Source organism: Acinetobacter terrae (assembly GCF_002135195.1).
GTDB classification, from domain to species: Bacteria; Pseudomonadota; Gammaproteobacteria; order Pseudomonadales; family Moraxellaceae; genus Acinetobacter; species Acinetobacter terrae.
This window is the reverse complement of sequence record NZ_NEGF01000005.1, coordinates 201,513-218,324: the sequence shown is the minus strand read 5'-3', so window position 1 is coordinate 218,324 and position 16,812 is coordinate 201,513. Positions and strand designations below refer to the sequence as shown.

Below are 16,812 nucleotides of genomic sequence, written 5' to 3'. Positions count from 1 at the left end.
TGACAATTAAGTTTGAGCGCCCTTCTTGGTGGCAGATAAACGTAAGAAGCCTAAGCTATGAAAGAAATATTAAAAAATTTAGTTGAAACGACTACGCTTCCTGAAGATAGTTATCTTGATCAAGATGCAGAAATTCTAGAAATTTTTGTTGAAGAAATCGAGGAAATCTTCGTTGAATTAAGTACTTTATTTCCAACTTGGTTTGCAAATCCCAATGACCAAGAAATTTTGAACACCATTCGCCGTCATTTCCATACGCTTAAAGGCTCTGGACGCATGGTAGGGGCGAAATCTGCCGGTGAAGTGGCTTGGGCAGTTGAAGACACTTTAAATCGTGTCATTTCAGGCGCTATGCCATTAGATACAACGGTTCAACGCTTCGCGCAAACTGTATTTAAAATTTATCAATATAAGTTATATCCAATTTTTAAAACTGTTCAGCTTACTGATATTGATTTGCGTCCTTTGGTTTTACTGGGTCAGCAAATACAGCAAAGATTAAGTTTAGAACCTGCTCTGGAAGAATTACTGGCGCTTTCTACCAGCTTGACTGCTGAAGATGGTGTGACTGGTTTAGAGTTGAATGATGAAGTATCAACTCAACTAGACACAGAAGTGGAAGTAGACACTGAAACAGAAGCAAATAATGATATCGAAGAAACTGTTGCTATCTTTATTGAAGAAGCTGAAGAGCATTTAGCAACTATTGATCAGTTCTTGAAAAATGAGCATGAAAATAAACAAGATTATAATGCTCTCATTCGTGCTTTACATACCTTGCGTGGCAGTTCATCAATGGCTCAAATCGAGCAGATTTTTGAAGCCAGTACCAAGGCAGAGCATTTATTTAAAACATTATTGCAAGAAGAAATTGTTTCGACCTCTAAGCAAACGGCTTTGCTGATTCAGTATGCCGAATTTGTGCGTGATTATTTGCATACCCTTAGACAAGGTGAAATGCAGAAACTTGATGCGATTTATGAAACCTTTAATACTGCATGGAATAACTATGGCTTCACTTCAGCTGAAGTAGATGAAGATGTTAATCCGCAAGGACTGGTTTCCAAGCTGATCGCATTGAATATTGATTTGTTATTAGATGCTGAATTCGAATTTGAAAAACGCGCCAAAGTTGAGTATCCAGAATATATTCAGGCCTTGAGTGAACAGGCTCAACAGTTATTGGATCATACTGATAATCGTGCTGCGGTGGGTATTCACCAGTTTACCAATGAATTAAAGTCAAGTTATGAAGCGCTGGTATTAAAGCCAGAGTTACTCAATATTGATTATGCATATGAGTTGTTTGGACAAGCACACCAAGAGTTTATTCATTTGTTTGATACTTTGGCCGCAGGGCAACGTGTCATATTAACCGATGAAGTTCAGAAAATATTGAGTGATCTTTCTGCCTTTGTTCAGCAAGACCTTGAACAGTTTGAAAATAGTAAATCTGTCGTTGAAGAACTGCTTGAAACAATACCAAATACAGCATCTACGACGGTTGATCTTGCACAGATTTCACAAAGAATGCGTTCTGATCGTGCTCAAATGCATGCAGCTGATGCAAACAGTGATTTCGATGCTGATTTACTTGGTATCTTCCTGGAAGAAGCAGAGGAGTTGTTGGGGGGGATTGACCAAGATTTAAATACTTGGAGCAAAGATCCAGCCAATACCACTGCACTGAATAATTTAATGCGTTATTTGCATACCTTGAAAGGGGGTGCAAATATGATTCAAGCGACTCATATCGGCTTAATTTCACATGAATTAGAGTCGATTTATGAGCGCGTGATTCGTCAACAAATTACAGTTACGCCACAGCTGATTAGTATTATCCGTTTAGTCCAAGATGACGTATCAGATCGAATTCAAACCATTCGTGAAGATAATATTGACTACTCTGGTGCTGAATCGATTGAGATTTTGCGTAATATCCAAGAGATTGCGCAAGGCACGTTTGCAAGTGCTGCTGTGGTTGAAAATGTTGCTGCTGAAATCGAGGGTCATGAATTAGCAGAACCAGTAGCTGAGATATTCGCTTCAGAAGTTGAAACAGAACAAAAATTTGAAACAGAACAAGAAGCTGTTTCACAAAATGTAGCAACGGTTGAGGATCCTGAGGATAGTATTCGCTTAATTGCAGAAGAAACCTTCCTAGAAGAAGCGGAAGAGATTCTGGAAGCTACCGATAATTTATTAAAACAATGGTTTGATCAACGAAGCGATCGTAGCTTGCTGCTTCAATTACAACGTGCCACCCACAGCTTGAAAGGTGGTGCGCGTATGGTTGAAAATGAACCTGTAGCTGCCATTTCCTATCAATTGGAAACCACCTTCGAGCAGTTCGCGGTCCATCACTTTAATTCAAATGCATACGACTTATTACTACAAACCACGTTTGCATGGTTAAAACAGGCCATCTTCGAACGCGATTATAGTAATTTTGATAGTCTAAAATTAAGTTTAGCGTCGATTGGATTTGTTGATGTAACCGTTCAATTGCCAAATCGTGTGACGCAATCCGATCTATTAACTACACCGAAAACCTTTGAATTTGTTCAAGGTGATGGTGCTGAACCACCTGCAATGCTGGGTGAGTGGGACTTAAGTTCGCAACAAGATAACAGCAATGAAATGATCCGTATTTCTGCCGACCTGGTAGAGAAGATGATCGATTTGTCTGGTGAAAATTCAATTAACCGTTCGCGTATCGAAATGGACTTGGGTCAACTCGGTAATACCTTGAACGAGATGGAATTGGCGATGAAGCGTTTAGCTGACCAATTACGTCGAATGGAAGGTGAGCTAGAATCACACATTATTGCAAAACATGGTTCGGAAAATTCGCGTTATGCCGATTTTGACCCATTAGAGATGGACCAATATTCATCTTTGAACCAATTGTCAAAATCTTTGGCGGAATCTGCATCCGACTTGGTTGACTTTAAAACAACGTTGGCCGATAAAATTCGTGATACAGAAGGTTTACTGTTACAACAATCACGTATTCAAGCCGAGATTCAAGAAAGCCTGATGCGTACGCGTCTGGTACCATTCGATCGCCTATTGCCACGTTTACAACGTATCGTGCGTCAAACATCGTCGACATTGAACCGTCCAGCAGAGTTGATTGTTCAAAATACTGAAGGTGAATTGGATCGTACCATTCTTGAGCGTTTGGTGACGCCATTTGAACATATGCTTCGTAACGCGATTGACCATGGTCTGGAAGATACTCAAGTACGACAAGAAGTACAGAAGCCTGAAGTAGGACGAATCGTCTTAAATATCAGCAGCCAAGGTACGGACGTACTGGTATCGTTTAGTGATGATGGTAAAGGGATTGATGAGTCGAAGATTAAAGAGAAGGCTTTAAACTTAGGTTTAATTAAGGCTGATCAATTCCTCGATAAACAGGAAATCCTGCAACTGATTTTCCATCCGGGATTCAGTACTGCGAAAGAAATTACCCAAATTTCTGGTCGTGGCGTAGGTTTGGACGTGGTTCAGAGTGAAATTAAAGCCCTCGGTGGGCATGTCTCTGTAGATTCAGAGCTGGGCAAAGGAACAACCTTTACCATTCGTGTACCAACTACAGTAGCGGTAAGTGATGCCTTGATGGTGAAAGCGGGCGATCAGCAATTTGCGATTTCACTGGCACAAATTGAACGTATTGTCCGAATTGCACCTTCTACCTTGGAAGAGTATTTCAATAGTAAAGATGACTTCTTCAAAATTGATAATACCAACTACAAACTGCGTTACTTATCCGAGTTTGTTTCAAACCAACCATTACCGCGTTTAAGTAATATTGCGCATTCTTTACCGGTGTTGCTCATTAAAGGCAATAGTGGTCAAACCATCGCATTATTGGTGGATCAGTTGATTGGTTCACGTGCACAAATTGTAGTGAAACCGATTGGTCAGCAATTCTCTAGCGTAGGTGTCGTTGCCGGAGCAACCATTTTAGGTGATGGTCAGGTCTGTCTGATTCTGGATGGTCAAAATATTGCTCGACAAATTCAAACCACGCAGCGCATTAAACACGTATCAGATCAGCGTGAGCTGTCGCGTCATAATAATGCACGTCGTTTAATTATGATTGTGGATGACTCGGTCACTGTACGTAAGGTGACATCACGTTTACTTGAACGTCATGGTTATGACATTGTGACGGCAAAAGATGGTGTCGATGCGATGGAACAACTGGAAAATGTGAAACCGGACTTGATGTTGCTGGATATTGAAATGCCGCGTATGGATGGCTTTGAAGTAACGAATTTGGTTCGTCACCATGAAGTGCATCGCGATTTACCAATTATCATGATTACTTCAAGAACGGGTGAGAAGCATCGTGAACGTGCATTCAGTCTGGGTGTCAGCCACTATATGGGTAAACCGTTCCAGGAAGCAGAATTGGTGAGCAATGTTGAAAACTTGTTAGAGACCAGTCAGGGGTAAATAAATGAGCCAAAATAGCATTTCAAACTCTGCTGCACATCAAATGACGCAACAAGAGTTACATCACCTTATTACCGTGTCGACTGGATTTATCGATGCTTATATTATCGATTGTTACGGTAAAGAGGCGATGTTGTTACCACAGAATATCGTCTTGTCAGCACTGGACAGTGCCACGCAAGTCCCATTTGTAGAATGGCATGAACTCAAGCTACCTGTCTATGCAGTGAATAACCCAGAACAGAAAGCAGGAGTGGCTTTGGTGATTGAAGGCGATGACGTGAGTCAGCGTTTTGCCCTGATGTGCAATGAGATGCCGAAAACCATTCGTCTACGTATTTCGGAAGTAGTCGATGAAGAACAGGCTTTAAATGATCCGGCTGTATTTCAATACGTGCGCATGGCCGATCAAGTTTTTCATATCCCTAATCTGGCGCAAATTCAATCCTCATTAGGATTATGATTTTAGCAATAGCTCAAATATGAGTGATAAAAAAAGGAACTTAAATAAGTTCCTTTTTTTTATTTGTTGGAGTTTTAGTTAGCCAATAAGCCTTCTAAAATCTGTTCGTAAATTTCAGCAAGCGGCTCTAAATCAGCCACATTTACATGTTCATCAATTTGATGAATGCTGGCATTTAAAACGCCCAACTCAAGCACTTGCGCACCGGTAGGAGCAATAAAACGGCCATCTGAAGTACCACCACTGGTCGAAAGTTCAGTTTCAATACCTGTCACATTACGAATCGCATTTTTTGCAGCATTGACCAGTTCACCGACTGGTGTAAGAAATGGTAAGCCTGAAAGCGTCCATGAAATGTCATATTCCACATTGTGACGGTCAAGAATTTCTAAAGTACGTGCCTTGAGTTCTTCTGCCGTGACTTCAGTTGAATAGCGGAAGTTAAACAACACGTTCATTGTGCCAGGAACAACGTTGGTTGCACCAGTACCGGCATTGATATTTGAAATTTGGAAAGAAGTTGCAGGGAAATATTCATTGCCATTGTCCCAAACTGTATCGCAAAGTTCAGCTAAGGCTTTAGAAGCGGTATGAATCGGGTTAATCGCAAGGTGAGGATAGGCTACATGCCCCTGTTTGCCTTTAACGGTCAAATTGGCATTTAACGACCCACGACGACCATTTTTAACAATGTCACCGAGTTGATTGGTGCTTGATGGCTCACCAACGAGACACCAGGTCATTTTCTCATTACGTGCTTCTAAAGCTTCAACCACTTTTACGGTTCCGTTAATCGACGGACCTTCTTCATCAGAAGTAATCAGAAACGCAATAGAGCCTTTATGATTTGGATGCTTTGCAACGAAGCGTTCAGATGAAACTACCATGGCTGCAAGTGCAGTTTTCATGTCAGCACTACCACGACCGTAGAGCTTACCATCTCGAATTTCGGGTACAAATGGGTCGGAGTTCCAGTCGTCTAAACTGCCTGTTGGGACAACATCGGTATGACCTGCAAAACATAAAACAGGCGCTTCAGTTCCTTTCCGTGCCCATAAATTATCGACATCTTCGAAACGCATCGATTCAATGTTAAAACCAATTTTTTCTAAACGATCCGCCATAATGTTTTGGCAGCTATGATCAATAGGTGTTACAGAAGGCTGACGTAACAGTTGCAGGCTTAAATCAAGGGTAGCGGAAGATGTCATGCGATTTTCATCAGTCGATAAATTTGTCAGCACTATAATAGGCGAATATGCCCTTGAATGTGAATGACTGCTATAAAATTGCCATAAAAAAACCCTATCTTATATAGGGTTCTGTGTGCATTAAAGACTAACTATCTTTTGTGGATTTCTTCAGAAGTTTTTTCTGCAGTATCGGTTACGGCATCTCCAGCTTTGGATACATCTTTACCCATGCCTTTAAATGTATTACAGCCAGTTAAAACAAATGCCATAATGAGGGAAGCAGCTAGAATTTTATTCATCATCATCTCCAAGTATTTCATTATTTTGATGTGGATTCAGGTTAAATAATACCCAGCGTAAAAAATATGAGTTTTTGATGGTAGAAAAGTAATCAATTGTTATAAAAGTAGACATTTCTCATAAAGTTAAGCATTCACCCTTTGAGAAAGGAGTGGGGCATTCCGGTACATATAGAAATTGGACTTATCTTTTTGCAGGTATAAACCATTGCCCCACCAATGTGCAGTTTCACTACTCAGATGGGATGCAGGGCATATCCATTCTTGTCGTTGTAAACGATAAAAATGTGCATTTTGAGGAGGAACATGGCTTCCCCAATAACCTAAACGCCGCTTGAGATTCACCCAAGCCGGAATAACTTGCTGGGTATGTTCAACAGGAAGATAGAGTTGACCTTTTAATATGGCGAAACGCTGATCAATTTGATGATCAAGTGCTTCCTCAAATTGAAACTGTTTTTGACTAAAGTGATTTAATTTTCGAATTAAGGTGTCGCTACGGTTTAAGCCATACCAATAGGCTAAAGAAAAATCCCGTTCAGCCAAATAATATTTTAAAGCAACTTCCCAGTGTTCAATTTTATTGGTTTCAGTATTGAGTAATAGAAAATCGAGTTCACCCAAGGTTTTAGGGCCAGCGATTTTCTGAATACTATGACCGAGTAATTCATAAGGATGATAATTTTGATCGAGCAGCCAAAACCAGATAAACATTTCAAAGCGCAAACCTAAACGGGTACTTTTCAGCTGTTGTAAAAAGATTTCCAGTTCTTGAGGATGTTGATCTAAATAAAGCAGTCTTGAATGATAATTCTGAAAATGCCTTGCCCATGTTTCGTTGGAATGTAATTGAAAAGAATGCTTGAGTACCAGTTCTGGTGGAATCGTTGCTAAAATATTCGGACTGGATACACAAAATGCCAGTTGTCGAACCAGTAAATTTTTAAATTGAAGCCAAGGTTCGTCAAGATCAGAGGCTTGATTTAAAGCAAACATAGAAACACCCAGCGCAAAATTAAAAGTGCAGAATTACAACGGATAATAGGTAAAAACGCTTTATACTACCGCAATTAGTCGTGTAGGGCAGTGCTATGAAGATGTTGTTTTGGCGAAGTTTGGTGATGATTTTCGTCATCCTGGGCTTTATCGGAGCACTTATACCGGGTATGCCAACAACAGTATTTCTTATTTTAGCCGCCTGGTCCGCCTCTAAAGGTTGGCCGCAAATGGATGCATGGTTACTTAATCATCCTAAATATGGGGCGACCTTGCGATCATGGCGTGAAAACGGCACTGTACCGCGTAAAGCGAAATGGTTCGCCAGTATCATGATGCTGATCAGCGCTATGATTATGCTTTTTACCTATGCGCCGTTATTGGTCAAGGTATTTACCGACTTGACCATGCTTTCAGTTTCAATCTGGCTGTGGCTACGTCCTGAACCCTCGACTGAACAGATAAAAGAAGCAGAGTGATACCCATCATGTCATATGCCTTAGAACAAGCAGATGTCTGGATTGATTTGGCTGAACAAAGCTTAACTTTGCCAAAGCATAATAAGTTTTATGTGATTTCTTCAGGTAAGAATGGTATTGGCGAGCAGGAAAATTCAGGCAAGACCCCTAGAGGCTGGCACAAGGTTGCACTCAAGTTTGGTCACAGTGCACCTGAAAATGCAGTTTTCAAAGCAAGACAGGAAACTGGCGAAGTCTATGATGAAGCATTAGCGGCACAGTTTCCTGAACGCGATTGGATACTCTCACGCATTCTCTGGTTAAGTGGTTTGGAAGAGAACTTTAATCAGGGTGAGGGCTGCGACACATTTAAACGTTATATCTATATTCATGGCACACCCGATACCGAACCTATGGGTATCCCGATGTCACATGGCTGTATTCGTATGCGTAATGATGATGTGGTTGAATTGTTCAACCTTATTCCTGAACAAGCATTGGTTTATATTTCTGAACACAGTTTGAATTTAATTGACGGAAAAATAAGCACAAACATTTAAAGCAACATCTTAATAGATGAAAAGTGAAAACTCCGCTATCGATGTTGGCTAAAAAATAGCATTATTTCCCGATTGTTCAAAAAACATGAAAGTTTTTGAGTCAAAACTACAGTATGAATTTGTAGTTTTTTGCATAAAATTCTAAATAAATTACAGAAATTGTTTGTTTTTATAGCGATTAACCTATTTTTTAATCACTCAAACGTAAAAAACCAAAAACAGGCAGAAAAGCGTTTGACAGGCTGCATAGATTCTCTATAATGCACCACACAAACGATGAAGTCGTAAAGGGCGCTTAGCTCAGTTGGTAGAGCGTCTGCCTTACAAGCAGAATGTCGGCGGTTCGATCCCGTCAGCGCCCACCAAGCCTTTACGTTAAATGTTTTAAGTGCAGCGGTAGTTCAGTTGGTTAGAATATCGGCCTGTCACGCCGAGGGTCGCGGGTTCGAGTCCCGTCCGCTGCGCCACTTAATTCAGATAACAAGTTGTTTGTACCACAATAGAGACATTGTGTAGATGCAGCGGTAGTTCAGTTGGTTAGAATATCGGCCTGTCACGCCGAGGGTCGCGGGTTCGAGTCCCGTCCGCTGCGCCATTTACATGATAGACCTTTTGAGGGCGCTTAGCTCAGTTGGTAGAGCGTCTGCCTTACAAGCAGAATGTCGGCGGTTCGATCCCGTCAGCGCCCACCAGATTTTTTGTGATGCAGCGGTAGTTCAGTTGGTTAGAATATCGGCCTGTCACGCCGAGGGTCGCGGGTTCGAGTCCCGTCCGCTGCGCCATCCCTAAAATCGAAAATGTAACACCCTTTAAGGGCGCTTAGCTCAGTTGGTAGAGCGTCTGCCTTACAAGCAGAATGTCGGCGGTTCGATCCCGTCAGCGCCCACCATATCTTCGGATATGAAACTTATTTATAAGTTTGCCGTGCAGCGGTAGTTCAGTTGGTTAGAATATCGGCCTGTCACGCCGAGGGTCGCGGGTTCGAGTCCCGTCCGCTGCGCCATTTTCTAGATTCCTTGTTCTAGATCATGGTTACATCCAGCAAGATTTCTTTCTTGCGTCATAAAAATGGCCATGCTATTTTTATTCCTCAAGGGCGCTTAGCTCAGTTGGTAGAGCGTCTGCCTTACAAGCAGAATGTCGGCGGTTCGATCCCGTCAGCGCCCACCATATATTCTCCTTGCTCAAATCCTGTTTTTTTCATAGAATCTCAAGACTATAATAATTTTAAATATTGAAAAACGATGAGAAATCCATATCAACGCAAAGCTGCGTCCAAAAATCTAAATAATACCTATAATGCTCAAGATATTTATAAACAATTCATTGAAACCATTGTTGCTCAAGGTTCTATTAGTGCTTTATATGATGACGGTTGGGCTTTATGTGCAACTCCTACAGGTCAGCGCGCTTTTGCAGTTTGGCAACATAAAAGTCTGGCAAAATTGCTAATAAAAGATAATTGGGAACATTATCAAATTCAGGATATTTCACTCAAAGATTTTGTTGAAAAAGTCATCCCTTTTTTACGCCAAGAAAATACCTGTGTGTCGATGGATTTAACGCCTGAAGGGCAGAATGTTCTGGTTGCCCCTGAAAAATTATTATTAGACATCAAAAATTATCTGTACCAGATCTATTTGCAAAAACCAGAATTATTTAAAGACACCAAGTTACCTATGCCACGTAGCATTCGTTTGAATTAGTTTGCCAGATCAATTATTTTTAAAGTTGTGCATCAGTTTAATATTCATTAAGTAGCCATCCACTCATAAAGGCAAAGTATTCTCTCAACCAAGAGTTATAGCGAATATATAAAGGAGTCGGGGCACTTATAGGGAGGATCTGCTGGTAGCCTTGATGTTTGGCGATGGCTTTGGCACGTAAAATATGAAAATCACTGGTGGCAATAACAATAGGTTGGTTCAGGCTAATCTGATGTTCTTTGAGTAAGGGTTGCACATTAAGCAGATTTTCTTCAGTACTGGTACTTTGATCTTCTAATAAAATTCGTGATTGATCTATTTGATGTTGTTTTTGCAGATAAGTGGACATCACCTCTGCTTCAGTCATTTGTTCTCTAAACTCTAAACCTCCAGTCATGATCAGGATAGCTTCCGGATATTGCTTGGCATAGGCTGCCCCGACATCTAAACGCTGTTTTAAAGTTGGAGAGGGCTGACCATTTTCTATGCCACTGCCCAGTACAATAATTGCGACTGCCGGTTGTGTTGTCGTGTTCTGCTGAATCGTATATTGCAGATAAGCGAAAAAAATCAACAATGTGCTGAGCCATAGAAAGAATGCTGCCCAAGCACAACGCCATAAAGTCTGTCGTAGCTTACTGGCTTGGATAAATTTTTGAATCCACTTAAAACATAGGGCATACAGGATTAACCCGATACCGATAATCACTGGAAGAATAATGCCTAAATGGATTTTATCAAGTGAAAGTAACCATAAGCCAACTAGTGCCAATAAACTGCCTATGATAAAACTGAAGCTGCGTTTTAGAGGGTCCGACATAAGCTGACTCTGGGTGAATGTTGCTGTTAGTTTAAACAATTTATATGTTTTAAGTATAAAAAACCGAGCGCTAAGGCTCGGTTTTTTATTGGCTTTAATATTTAGTACCTTAATATTTAGTAAACATCACGACGGTAACGACCTTGTTGACGAAGCTGATCGACTGTTGTCTCATCAAGAATATCAATTAGGGCTTGATCAACATCACTCGCCATGCCATTGATACTACCGCAAACATAAATCACAGCGCCATTATCGACCCAGGCTTTAAGTTCTTGGGCTTGCTCGCGTAGTTTATGGTGCACATAGACTTTTTCTTCTTGATCACGTGAGAAGGCTAAATCAAGGCGTTGCAGCATGCCTGTGGTTTGCCAAGCTTCAATCGTGCTTTGATAGAAGAAGTCATGTTCACGTTGACGTTCCCCAAAGATGAGCCAGTTTTGCGTATAGTTTTGACGGGTACGCGCATGTAACAAGCTCATTAATCCGGCAAGACCGGTACCGTTACCAATACAAATCACCGGACGGTTGTCATCAATCAGATGGAAAGATTCATTGGTGCGGATACGTAATGCAATCTGGCTATTTAATGCGGCATGTTGAGTTAGCCAGCCCGAACCTAAACCTAAGTGCCCTTGAGCATCCGATTGTTGACGCACCACTAAACGCAGCACTTGTTGTGATGGAATGCTGGCAATTGAATATTCACGCGAAGGCAGCGTATTTAGCTGTTCCAGTAAATGTTCTATATTGGCAAAAGGTTCAACTTCAACGGTTAAATCTTTATCCCACAATGCTTGCTCAATACTCACTTGTAACGAATCCACTTGCGTATGCGCAGGAATTTGATGCTTTTGCATAAAGGCTGCAATACGTTCAGCACTATTGCCCGGTTGAATCTCTGCAATATCACCGGCTTGCCAAATCACTTCATGTGTTGGCTTTAATTCGATATTAAAGGCAGGTGCACCTAAGCTATTTGGATTGAGCACATCACGTTTTGTGAGTGTCCAGGTATCGAATGTTTTTTCGATATTCATGATTTGTAACTCAAGTTTGGTCACTTTGGCTAAAGCACTATTCCAGGCCTGAATCTGTTGATTATTGGCATTATCCACCTCAATGGTGGCAAACAATTGTTGCGCGCCATTTTTCTTTAACCAGGCATCAATTCCATGCCCAAAACTACAGAAGGTGTCTGGATATTCGCTAGAACCCAAGGCTAAAACAGCATAGTGTAGATGGCTTAAATCAGCTTTTGTTGAAAGCACTTTCTTGGCAAAACTTGAAGCTAAATCTGGCGCTTCACCCGTGCCGTAAGTACTTGCGACAAACAAGACTTGGTCGGTATTTTTTAAATCATTCAAGCTTAAATGTTGTACGGATTTCACCGTTACAGGCTGATGAGCTTCTTGCAAGCTGGTTGCTGTACGCCAAGCCAGTTGTTCAGAAGTGCCGGTTTGGGTCGCATAAGCAATCAGCCAAGGTTTTTTATTTGGATCAATACTGACAGCAGTTAAGCTATTCCGCGCAGCTTGTGTGAGTTTCTTTTGTTTACGGCGTTTAAGATACAGCATCCAGCCCGTTACAAAGAACAATGGCATAGTCAGAGCGGCCAACATGGCCAGGAATTGGTACACGGGACCAAAGAAGCTACCGCGGTGAACCGGCAACATACTGCTCATGATTTTTTCATTTAACTTTTTATCTTCGTAAATTTCCATGTCTTTAATGGCTGAAGTTTTATAGTCAAATGTGGCTTTATTACGTGCACGTTCATGTTGTGGAACAGCATCTACAAAACTCAGTTCAACTTCACCATTGGCTTTTTTCGGCAAATTGACGGTCAGGCTTGAATAATCACGACCGACTTTTGCATTAAATCCAGCCCAGGTTTGGCTTAGGGCAAGATTGATTTGCTCAGGGCTTAGACCTGGTTTATCGCCACTTTCGCCACGAGAACCCTGTTTAGAACCTTCTCGATCTTTGTTACCTGATTGTGCCTGTTCAGCGCCACCACGTCCTTCACCGCTTGGGGCATTTCCGCGACTTTCTCCAGCGCCACGCTGTGGAGCTTCACCTTTTGATTCTTTTTGTTGTTCGACGCCCATCACGGTATACAGACCGCTACGCCACCAGCCATAAGACCAAGTTAAGCCGGTACATGCGATAATCAGGAAGAAAATAACCACCCAAGTACCCACCACTGCATGCAAGTCCCAAAGGAAATTACGGCCTTTCAGTTGCGGTTTAATCATCAACCATTGTTTGAAAGAGTGTTTTTTAGGCCAACGCAGGTATAAACCACTCAACACAAAGAACAGCAGCATGAGGGTACATGCGCCAGTAATCTGCTTGCCAACAGGACCAATGGTTAAGTTGCGATGTAACTGTTGGATAAACTGGAAGAACTCTCGACCCTTGATTTCTGGCAAAACTTCGGCCGTGTAGGGGTTAATCATCATGTTATAGCCCTTGCGTGCACCTTCTTTGACAATATTTAGGCTAGAAGATGCAGTGGGGTCTTTGGCAACAGTGATGCTATTAATTTTCATCTCTGGAGCAGCTTTATTAAAGTGCTGATACAGTTCTGCAGGTGTTAATTTGCCACGATTTTCTGCTTGTACGGTATAACTATCTGGATTCAGCCATTTTTGAATCGGTTGTTCATATGAATAAATGGCACCGGTAACCCCCATAATCGAGAGGATTAACCCAGCGCTAATCCCGAGGAACCAATGGATCTGAAAAAAGATTTTTTTTAACATAGCTGAAAAAAGATGCGGGAGGTGAATGGTATTAGCGCAAATTATAACTGAATTTTTGGCAAATCATATGGATTTTGCAGGTAATATTCATTCTCATTATCATTTATAGTTGTTTTATTAAAAAACCCCCAAAATTCTGGAGGTTTTTTATGCCAATTTTTTTGATTACAGCAGGGCTTAAACCTGTTTAGCTTCGCCCACTGTTTCAGTTAAATGCTTACGAATGGTGTTGAATGGAAAATTCTTTGAATCCATACGTTTTGGCAGAATATAAGCACCTTGCTGACCTTTCACTTTGAAATTAATCAACATAAAGTCAGGTGTATTATACCATTCATAAATATCTTTCCAGCCGATTGAACCAACACCTTCTTGCGCACCCATTTTTTGACGCATAATAATGCCGTGTGGCTGTACGCCTAAACGAATGCCTTTGATTTCCTGTACCGGGAATTCATTCATTTTACGTTTAACGTACCATTCCAGGCCGAATTTACGGATTAAGAAGTACGCCACGACGCAGACTAATGCAACCCAACAAAAAATAGTCGAATAGTTCTTTAATAAGATAATACCAACAATAGATAGAGCAGCCACGACAGCCATGATCGCCCATGTTTTAGTGCCGATTTTGTTGGTACTACGCCAGATAGCAAGTTGAGCTTGACGTTGTTCAGCCTCTGAAATTTCATAGTTCACAGGCTGTAGGGTATAAGCGTATAAATTTTTCGTGGTCATAGTGAATTAACAAATTTAGAACTGTAAAAAGTTTAGCATTATTTATACCAATTCAGTGAGTATATTGTTCCAAAATCATTCGAATTATAACGAAGCTAATTCGGTGGCTTTCTCATCACGGTCATGACTTAAACTTTGCTTTAACTGACTGAGTTGATTGAGAATACTTAACATCAAGGAGAGTTGCTGCAAAACAATCAGCGATTTCTGATCATCTTCATTATTGTGGGTTAAGCGTTGACGAATTGTATTCAACATATTTTGTGCTGTCAGATCCGGAACTTCATCTTTTAATAAAGAACCTTGAATATCCTCTAAAGCCAAGTCCAAAAGCTTTAACACTTCTTGATCTTGGATTTTTTCACGGTGCGCACCGAGCGCGGCAATATAGCTGAGCAGGGTGTGATTCAAACATAAGAATTCAAAGGCTAAAGTTTTTTGGGTCGGATCGAAATCAGGCTCAGTAGCTAGAGTTGAAATCAGGGAGGCAACTTCAGCATCATTATTATGTGCGGCACGACGAACCACACGATATTTCAAACCGTTATTACGACCTTGTTTATATTGTTCAATCACTTCGGTCAAATAGTCACATTGTGCCGTGAGAGAGCGATTAATGGTGCGCGACAGGCGACGGAATTTCCAGTCTGGGAAAATAAAACTGACTCCAAACCACGCCAAAGCACAGCCAATTAAAGTATCAATCATGCGTGGTAATGCTGCTTCAAAGCCCATCCCATCCAGATTAAAGTTAATCAGCGCAAGAATGGTAATAAACGCGGTGGCTTGCGCATATTGTTTACTGCGCAATTCAAAGAACAGCACACCACTGAACACCAATAATAATAATTGTCCTTCAATCGATGGGATAAAGTACAAAACGGCATAACCCAGAATAATACCGACTAAAGTGCCGACAATACGCAGGCGTAAACGACGTTTGGTGGCATTAAAGTTGGGTTGGCTAACAAAAAGAGCTGTCAATAAAATCCAGTAACCATATTCAATATTGGTCACTTGGACAAAAATATAGCCAATCAGCAAGACAATCGAGACACGGATCGCATGTCTAAACAGCACAGATTCCGGGGTTAAGTGCTGTTTGATGCGGATCACCACATCATTCCAACCTTTTAAGTCATCATCTTTCAGCTGGTTTTCAATATGTTTGGCTTTATCAAATTTGATATGACGTTCTGTTTCTACATTGCGTAGTTGCGCATCAATCGACTTTAAATTTTGATACAGGGAAAACAGGGCATTGACCCAGACTGGGTCATATTGTTGTTCAGCACGTAATTTCTCTAAAGAGAGTTTTAAATTGGCAAAAGTAGGCTTAAAGCGCTTGTTATGCTGATAGGTTTCGCGGTGCAAAATGCTGTAACTTAAATCTTTACAGGCTTTTGCTTGAAGGTATAAAACCCGTTGGAAGCGAAATAAAATATCACTATGTTCAAAAATTTTAACCAGTTTTTGATAGTCAATGTGCGCTGAATCGGCGCGTTCATGAATATCTTGTGCCACAAAATAATATTGTAAGCTGCGACGGGTATCTTTTTGCCCACGGTCACCCTTTAAACGGGTCAGGAGCGCAGTTTTCATTTCATTGAAAATGCCGACCAGTTTTCCATTTTCCAAAGACAGTTCAATCATGCTTTGTTGATAACTGCTCGGTGTCATGTCGACATCAAACAGATTCGATTTTGCAAACAGAAAATCGCCGAGTGATGAATAACACTGCGACAATTTATCTTGCACTTGGCGAACAGGGAACAATAAAAAGCTGATCGTTGAAATCAGACCATACCATGCAGCACCCGCAACCAACAGCAAGGCTTGGGTATACCAATTTTCAAATAGCTCAACACCCAACATCGAGTAAACTGAAATCACCAAGCAGCCATAGGAAATGGTGGCATAACGACGCCCCAATGATCCCAGTAGAATCCAGCCAATACAGGAGACAATCAAGCCTAAGGCAAATAAAATCGGGTAAGGAAACAAGAAATAAACAGAGCTGGCAGTAATAAAGAAACCGATATAGGTATAAATCAGGTTCATGATACGAACCGAAAAACGGTCATCAATATCACTTAAACCTGCGGCGACTACACCCAGTGTGAGCGGAATAGTCGCAATTTGATATCCCATAAAATAAGGAACAAAAGCCGTACCCGAAAACGCAATCACCATGCGCAGGTTATACATGAAGGTGGTGTTATACGTCGCTTGTTTAAGACGTGTGAGCCAAGATTTCAAATTATGTCCTTACCACAAAGTGATCTATGCATCAGCGAGGTGAATTGTGTGATTTTTCACTCTCAATTCTGGGAAATAATACTAT

The 16,812-nt window shown here is 41.1% G+C and carries 12 protein-coding genes and 8 tRNA genes; 13 read left to right on the top strand and 7 right to left on the bottom strand.

Translation table 11 applies throughout. From position 1 onward, the window contains the following. The first annotated feature begins 57 nt into the window (after nucleotides 1-57). Both B9T23_RS08035 and B9T23_RS08030 read left to right on the top strand, forming a co-directional pair. Complete coding sequence (locus tag B9T23_RS08035; protein WP_086193723.1) at nucleotides 58-4,467, top strand: hybrid sensor histidine kinase/response regulator; 4,410 nt, start codon at nucleotides 58-60, stop codon at nucleotides 4,465-4,467. A gap of 4 nt (nucleotides 4,468-4,471) precedes the next feature. After that, entirely contained in the window at nucleotides 4,472-4,930 is a 459-nt protein-coding gene (locus B9T23_RS08030; protein WP_086193722.1) for a hypothetical protein, read from the top strand. 74 nt (nucleotides 4,931-5,004) lie between these two features. On the opposite strand, the gene dapE is transcribed toward B9T23_RS08030, so the two are convergent. The 3 genes from dapE to B9T23_RS08015 all read right to left on the bottom strand — a co-directional run bounded on the left by dapE (nucleotide 5,005) and on the right by B9T23_RS08015 (nucleotide 7,418). Then, nucleotides 5,005-6,141, bottom strand: a complete 1,137-nt coding sequence (gene dapE / locus B9T23_RS08025; RefSeq protein WP_086193721.1) for a succinyl-diaminopimelate desuccinylase — start codon at nucleotides 6,139-6,141, stop codon at nucleotides 5,005-5,007. A 131-nt stretch (nucleotides 6,142-6,272) separates the two neighbouring features. Beyond that, nucleotides 6,273-6,422: an entericidin A/B family lipoprotein gene (locus B9T23_RS08020; RefSeq protein WP_086193720.1), complete on the bottom strand. Its 150-nt coding sequence runs from the start codon at nucleotides 6,420-6,422 to the stop codon at nucleotides 6,273-6,275. Nucleotides 6,423-6,548: 126 nt separating this feature from the next. Continuing rightward, nucleotides 6,549-7,418, bottom strand: coding sequence for a DUF1853 family protein (locus B9T23_RS08015; RefSeq protein WP_086193719.1), 870 nt, complete (start codon nucleotides 7,416-7,418; stop codon nucleotides 6,549-6,551). A 95-nt stretch (nucleotides 7,419-7,513) separates the two neighbouring features. Here B9T23_RS08015 and B9T23_RS08010 point away from each other — a divergent pair, with 95 nt between their 5' ends. The 11 genes from B9T23_RS08010 (at nucleotide 7,514) to B9T23_RS07960 (ending at nucleotide 10,142) form a co-directional block, all read left to right on the top strand. Then, nucleotides 7,514-7,897 carry a YbaN family protein gene (locus tag B9T23_RS08010; RefSeq protein WP_067723821.1) on the top strand — a complete coding sequence of 128 codons (384 nt, stop codon included), beginning with the start codon at nucleotides 7,514-7,516 and terminating at the stop codon, nucleotides 7,895-7,897. Between the two features lie 8 nt (nucleotides 7,898-7,905). Then, nucleotides 7,906-8,436: a cell wall-recycling L,D-carboxypeptidase ElsL gene (elsL, locus tag B9T23_RS08005; protein ID WP_086193718.1), complete on the top strand. Its 531-nt coding sequence runs from the start codon at nucleotides 7,906-7,908 to the stop codon at nucleotides 8,434-8,436. Between the two features lie 289 nt (nucleotides 8,437-8,725). After that, a tRNA-Val gene (locus tag B9T23_RS08000) sits at nucleotides 8,726-8,801 on the top strand. Between the two features lie 25 nt (nucleotides 8,802-8,826). Then, nucleotides 8,827-8,903: transfer RNA gene (locus tag B9T23_RS07995), tRNA-Asp, on the top strand. Between the two features lie 51 nt (nucleotides 8,904-8,954). Beyond that, nucleotides 8,955-9,031 (top strand) — tRNA-Asp (locus B9T23_RS07990). Between the two features lie 21 nt (nucleotides 9,032-9,052). Continuing rightward, nucleotides 9,053-9,128 (top strand) — tRNA-Val (locus B9T23_RS07985). A 13-nt stretch (nucleotides 9,129-9,141) separates the two neighbouring features. Further along, nucleotides 9,142-9,218: transfer RNA gene (locus B9T23_RS07980), tRNA-Asp, on the top strand. A 31-nt stretch (nucleotides 9,219-9,249) separates the two neighbouring features. Then, a tRNA-Val gene (locus B9T23_RS07975) sits at nucleotides 9,250-9,325 on the top strand. A gap of 37 nt (nucleotides 9,326-9,362) precedes the next feature. Beyond that, nucleotides 9,363-9,439: transfer RNA gene (locus B9T23_RS07970), tRNA-Asp, on the top strand. A gap of 91 nt (nucleotides 9,440-9,530) precedes the next feature. Further along, a tRNA-Val gene (locus tag B9T23_RS07965) sits at nucleotides 9,531-9,606 on the top strand. Between the two features lie 74 nt (nucleotides 9,607-9,680). Then, nucleotides 9,681-10,142: a DUF2750 domain-containing protein gene (locus B9T23_RS07960; protein WP_086193717.1), complete on the top strand. Its 462-nt coding sequence runs from the start codon at nucleotides 9,681-9,683 to the stop codon at nucleotides 10,140-10,142. Between the two features lie 37 nt (nucleotides 10,143-10,179). On the opposite strand, the gene B9T23_RS07955 is transcribed toward B9T23_RS07960, so the two are convergent. The 4 genes from B9T23_RS07955 to yccS all read right to left on the bottom strand — a co-directional run bounded on the left by B9T23_RS07955 (nucleotide 10,180) and on the right by yccS (nucleotide 16,727). After that, nucleotides 10,180-10,962 carry a YdcF family protein gene (locus tag B9T23_RS07955; RefSeq protein ID WP_086193716.1) on the bottom strand — a complete coding sequence of 261 codons (783 nt, stop codon included), beginning with the start codon at nucleotides 10,960-10,962 and terminating at the stop codon, nucleotides 10,180-10,182. Nucleotides 10,963-11,078: 116 nt separating this feature from the next. Beyond that, complete coding sequence (locus tag B9T23_RS07950) at nucleotides 11,079-13,730, bottom strand: PepSY domain-containing protein (RefSeq protein ID WP_086193715.1); 2,652 nt, start codon at nucleotides 13,728-13,730, stop codon at nucleotides 11,079-11,081. A gap of 177 nt (nucleotides 13,731-13,907) precedes the next feature. Continuing rightward, entirely contained in the window at nucleotides 13,908-14,468 is a 561-nt protein-coding gene (locus tag B9T23_RS07945) for a YcxB family protein (RefSeq protein ID WP_067723826.1), read from the bottom strand. An 84-nt stretch (nucleotides 14,469-14,552) separates the two neighbouring features. Next, nucleotides 14,553-16,727: a YccS family putative transporter gene (yccS, locus tag B9T23_RS07940; RefSeq protein ID WP_086193714.1), complete on the bottom strand. Its 2,175-nt coding sequence runs from the start codon at nucleotides 16,725-16,727 to the stop codon at nucleotides 14,553-14,555. Between the last annotated feature and the right edge of the window lie 85 nt (nucleotides 16,728-16,812).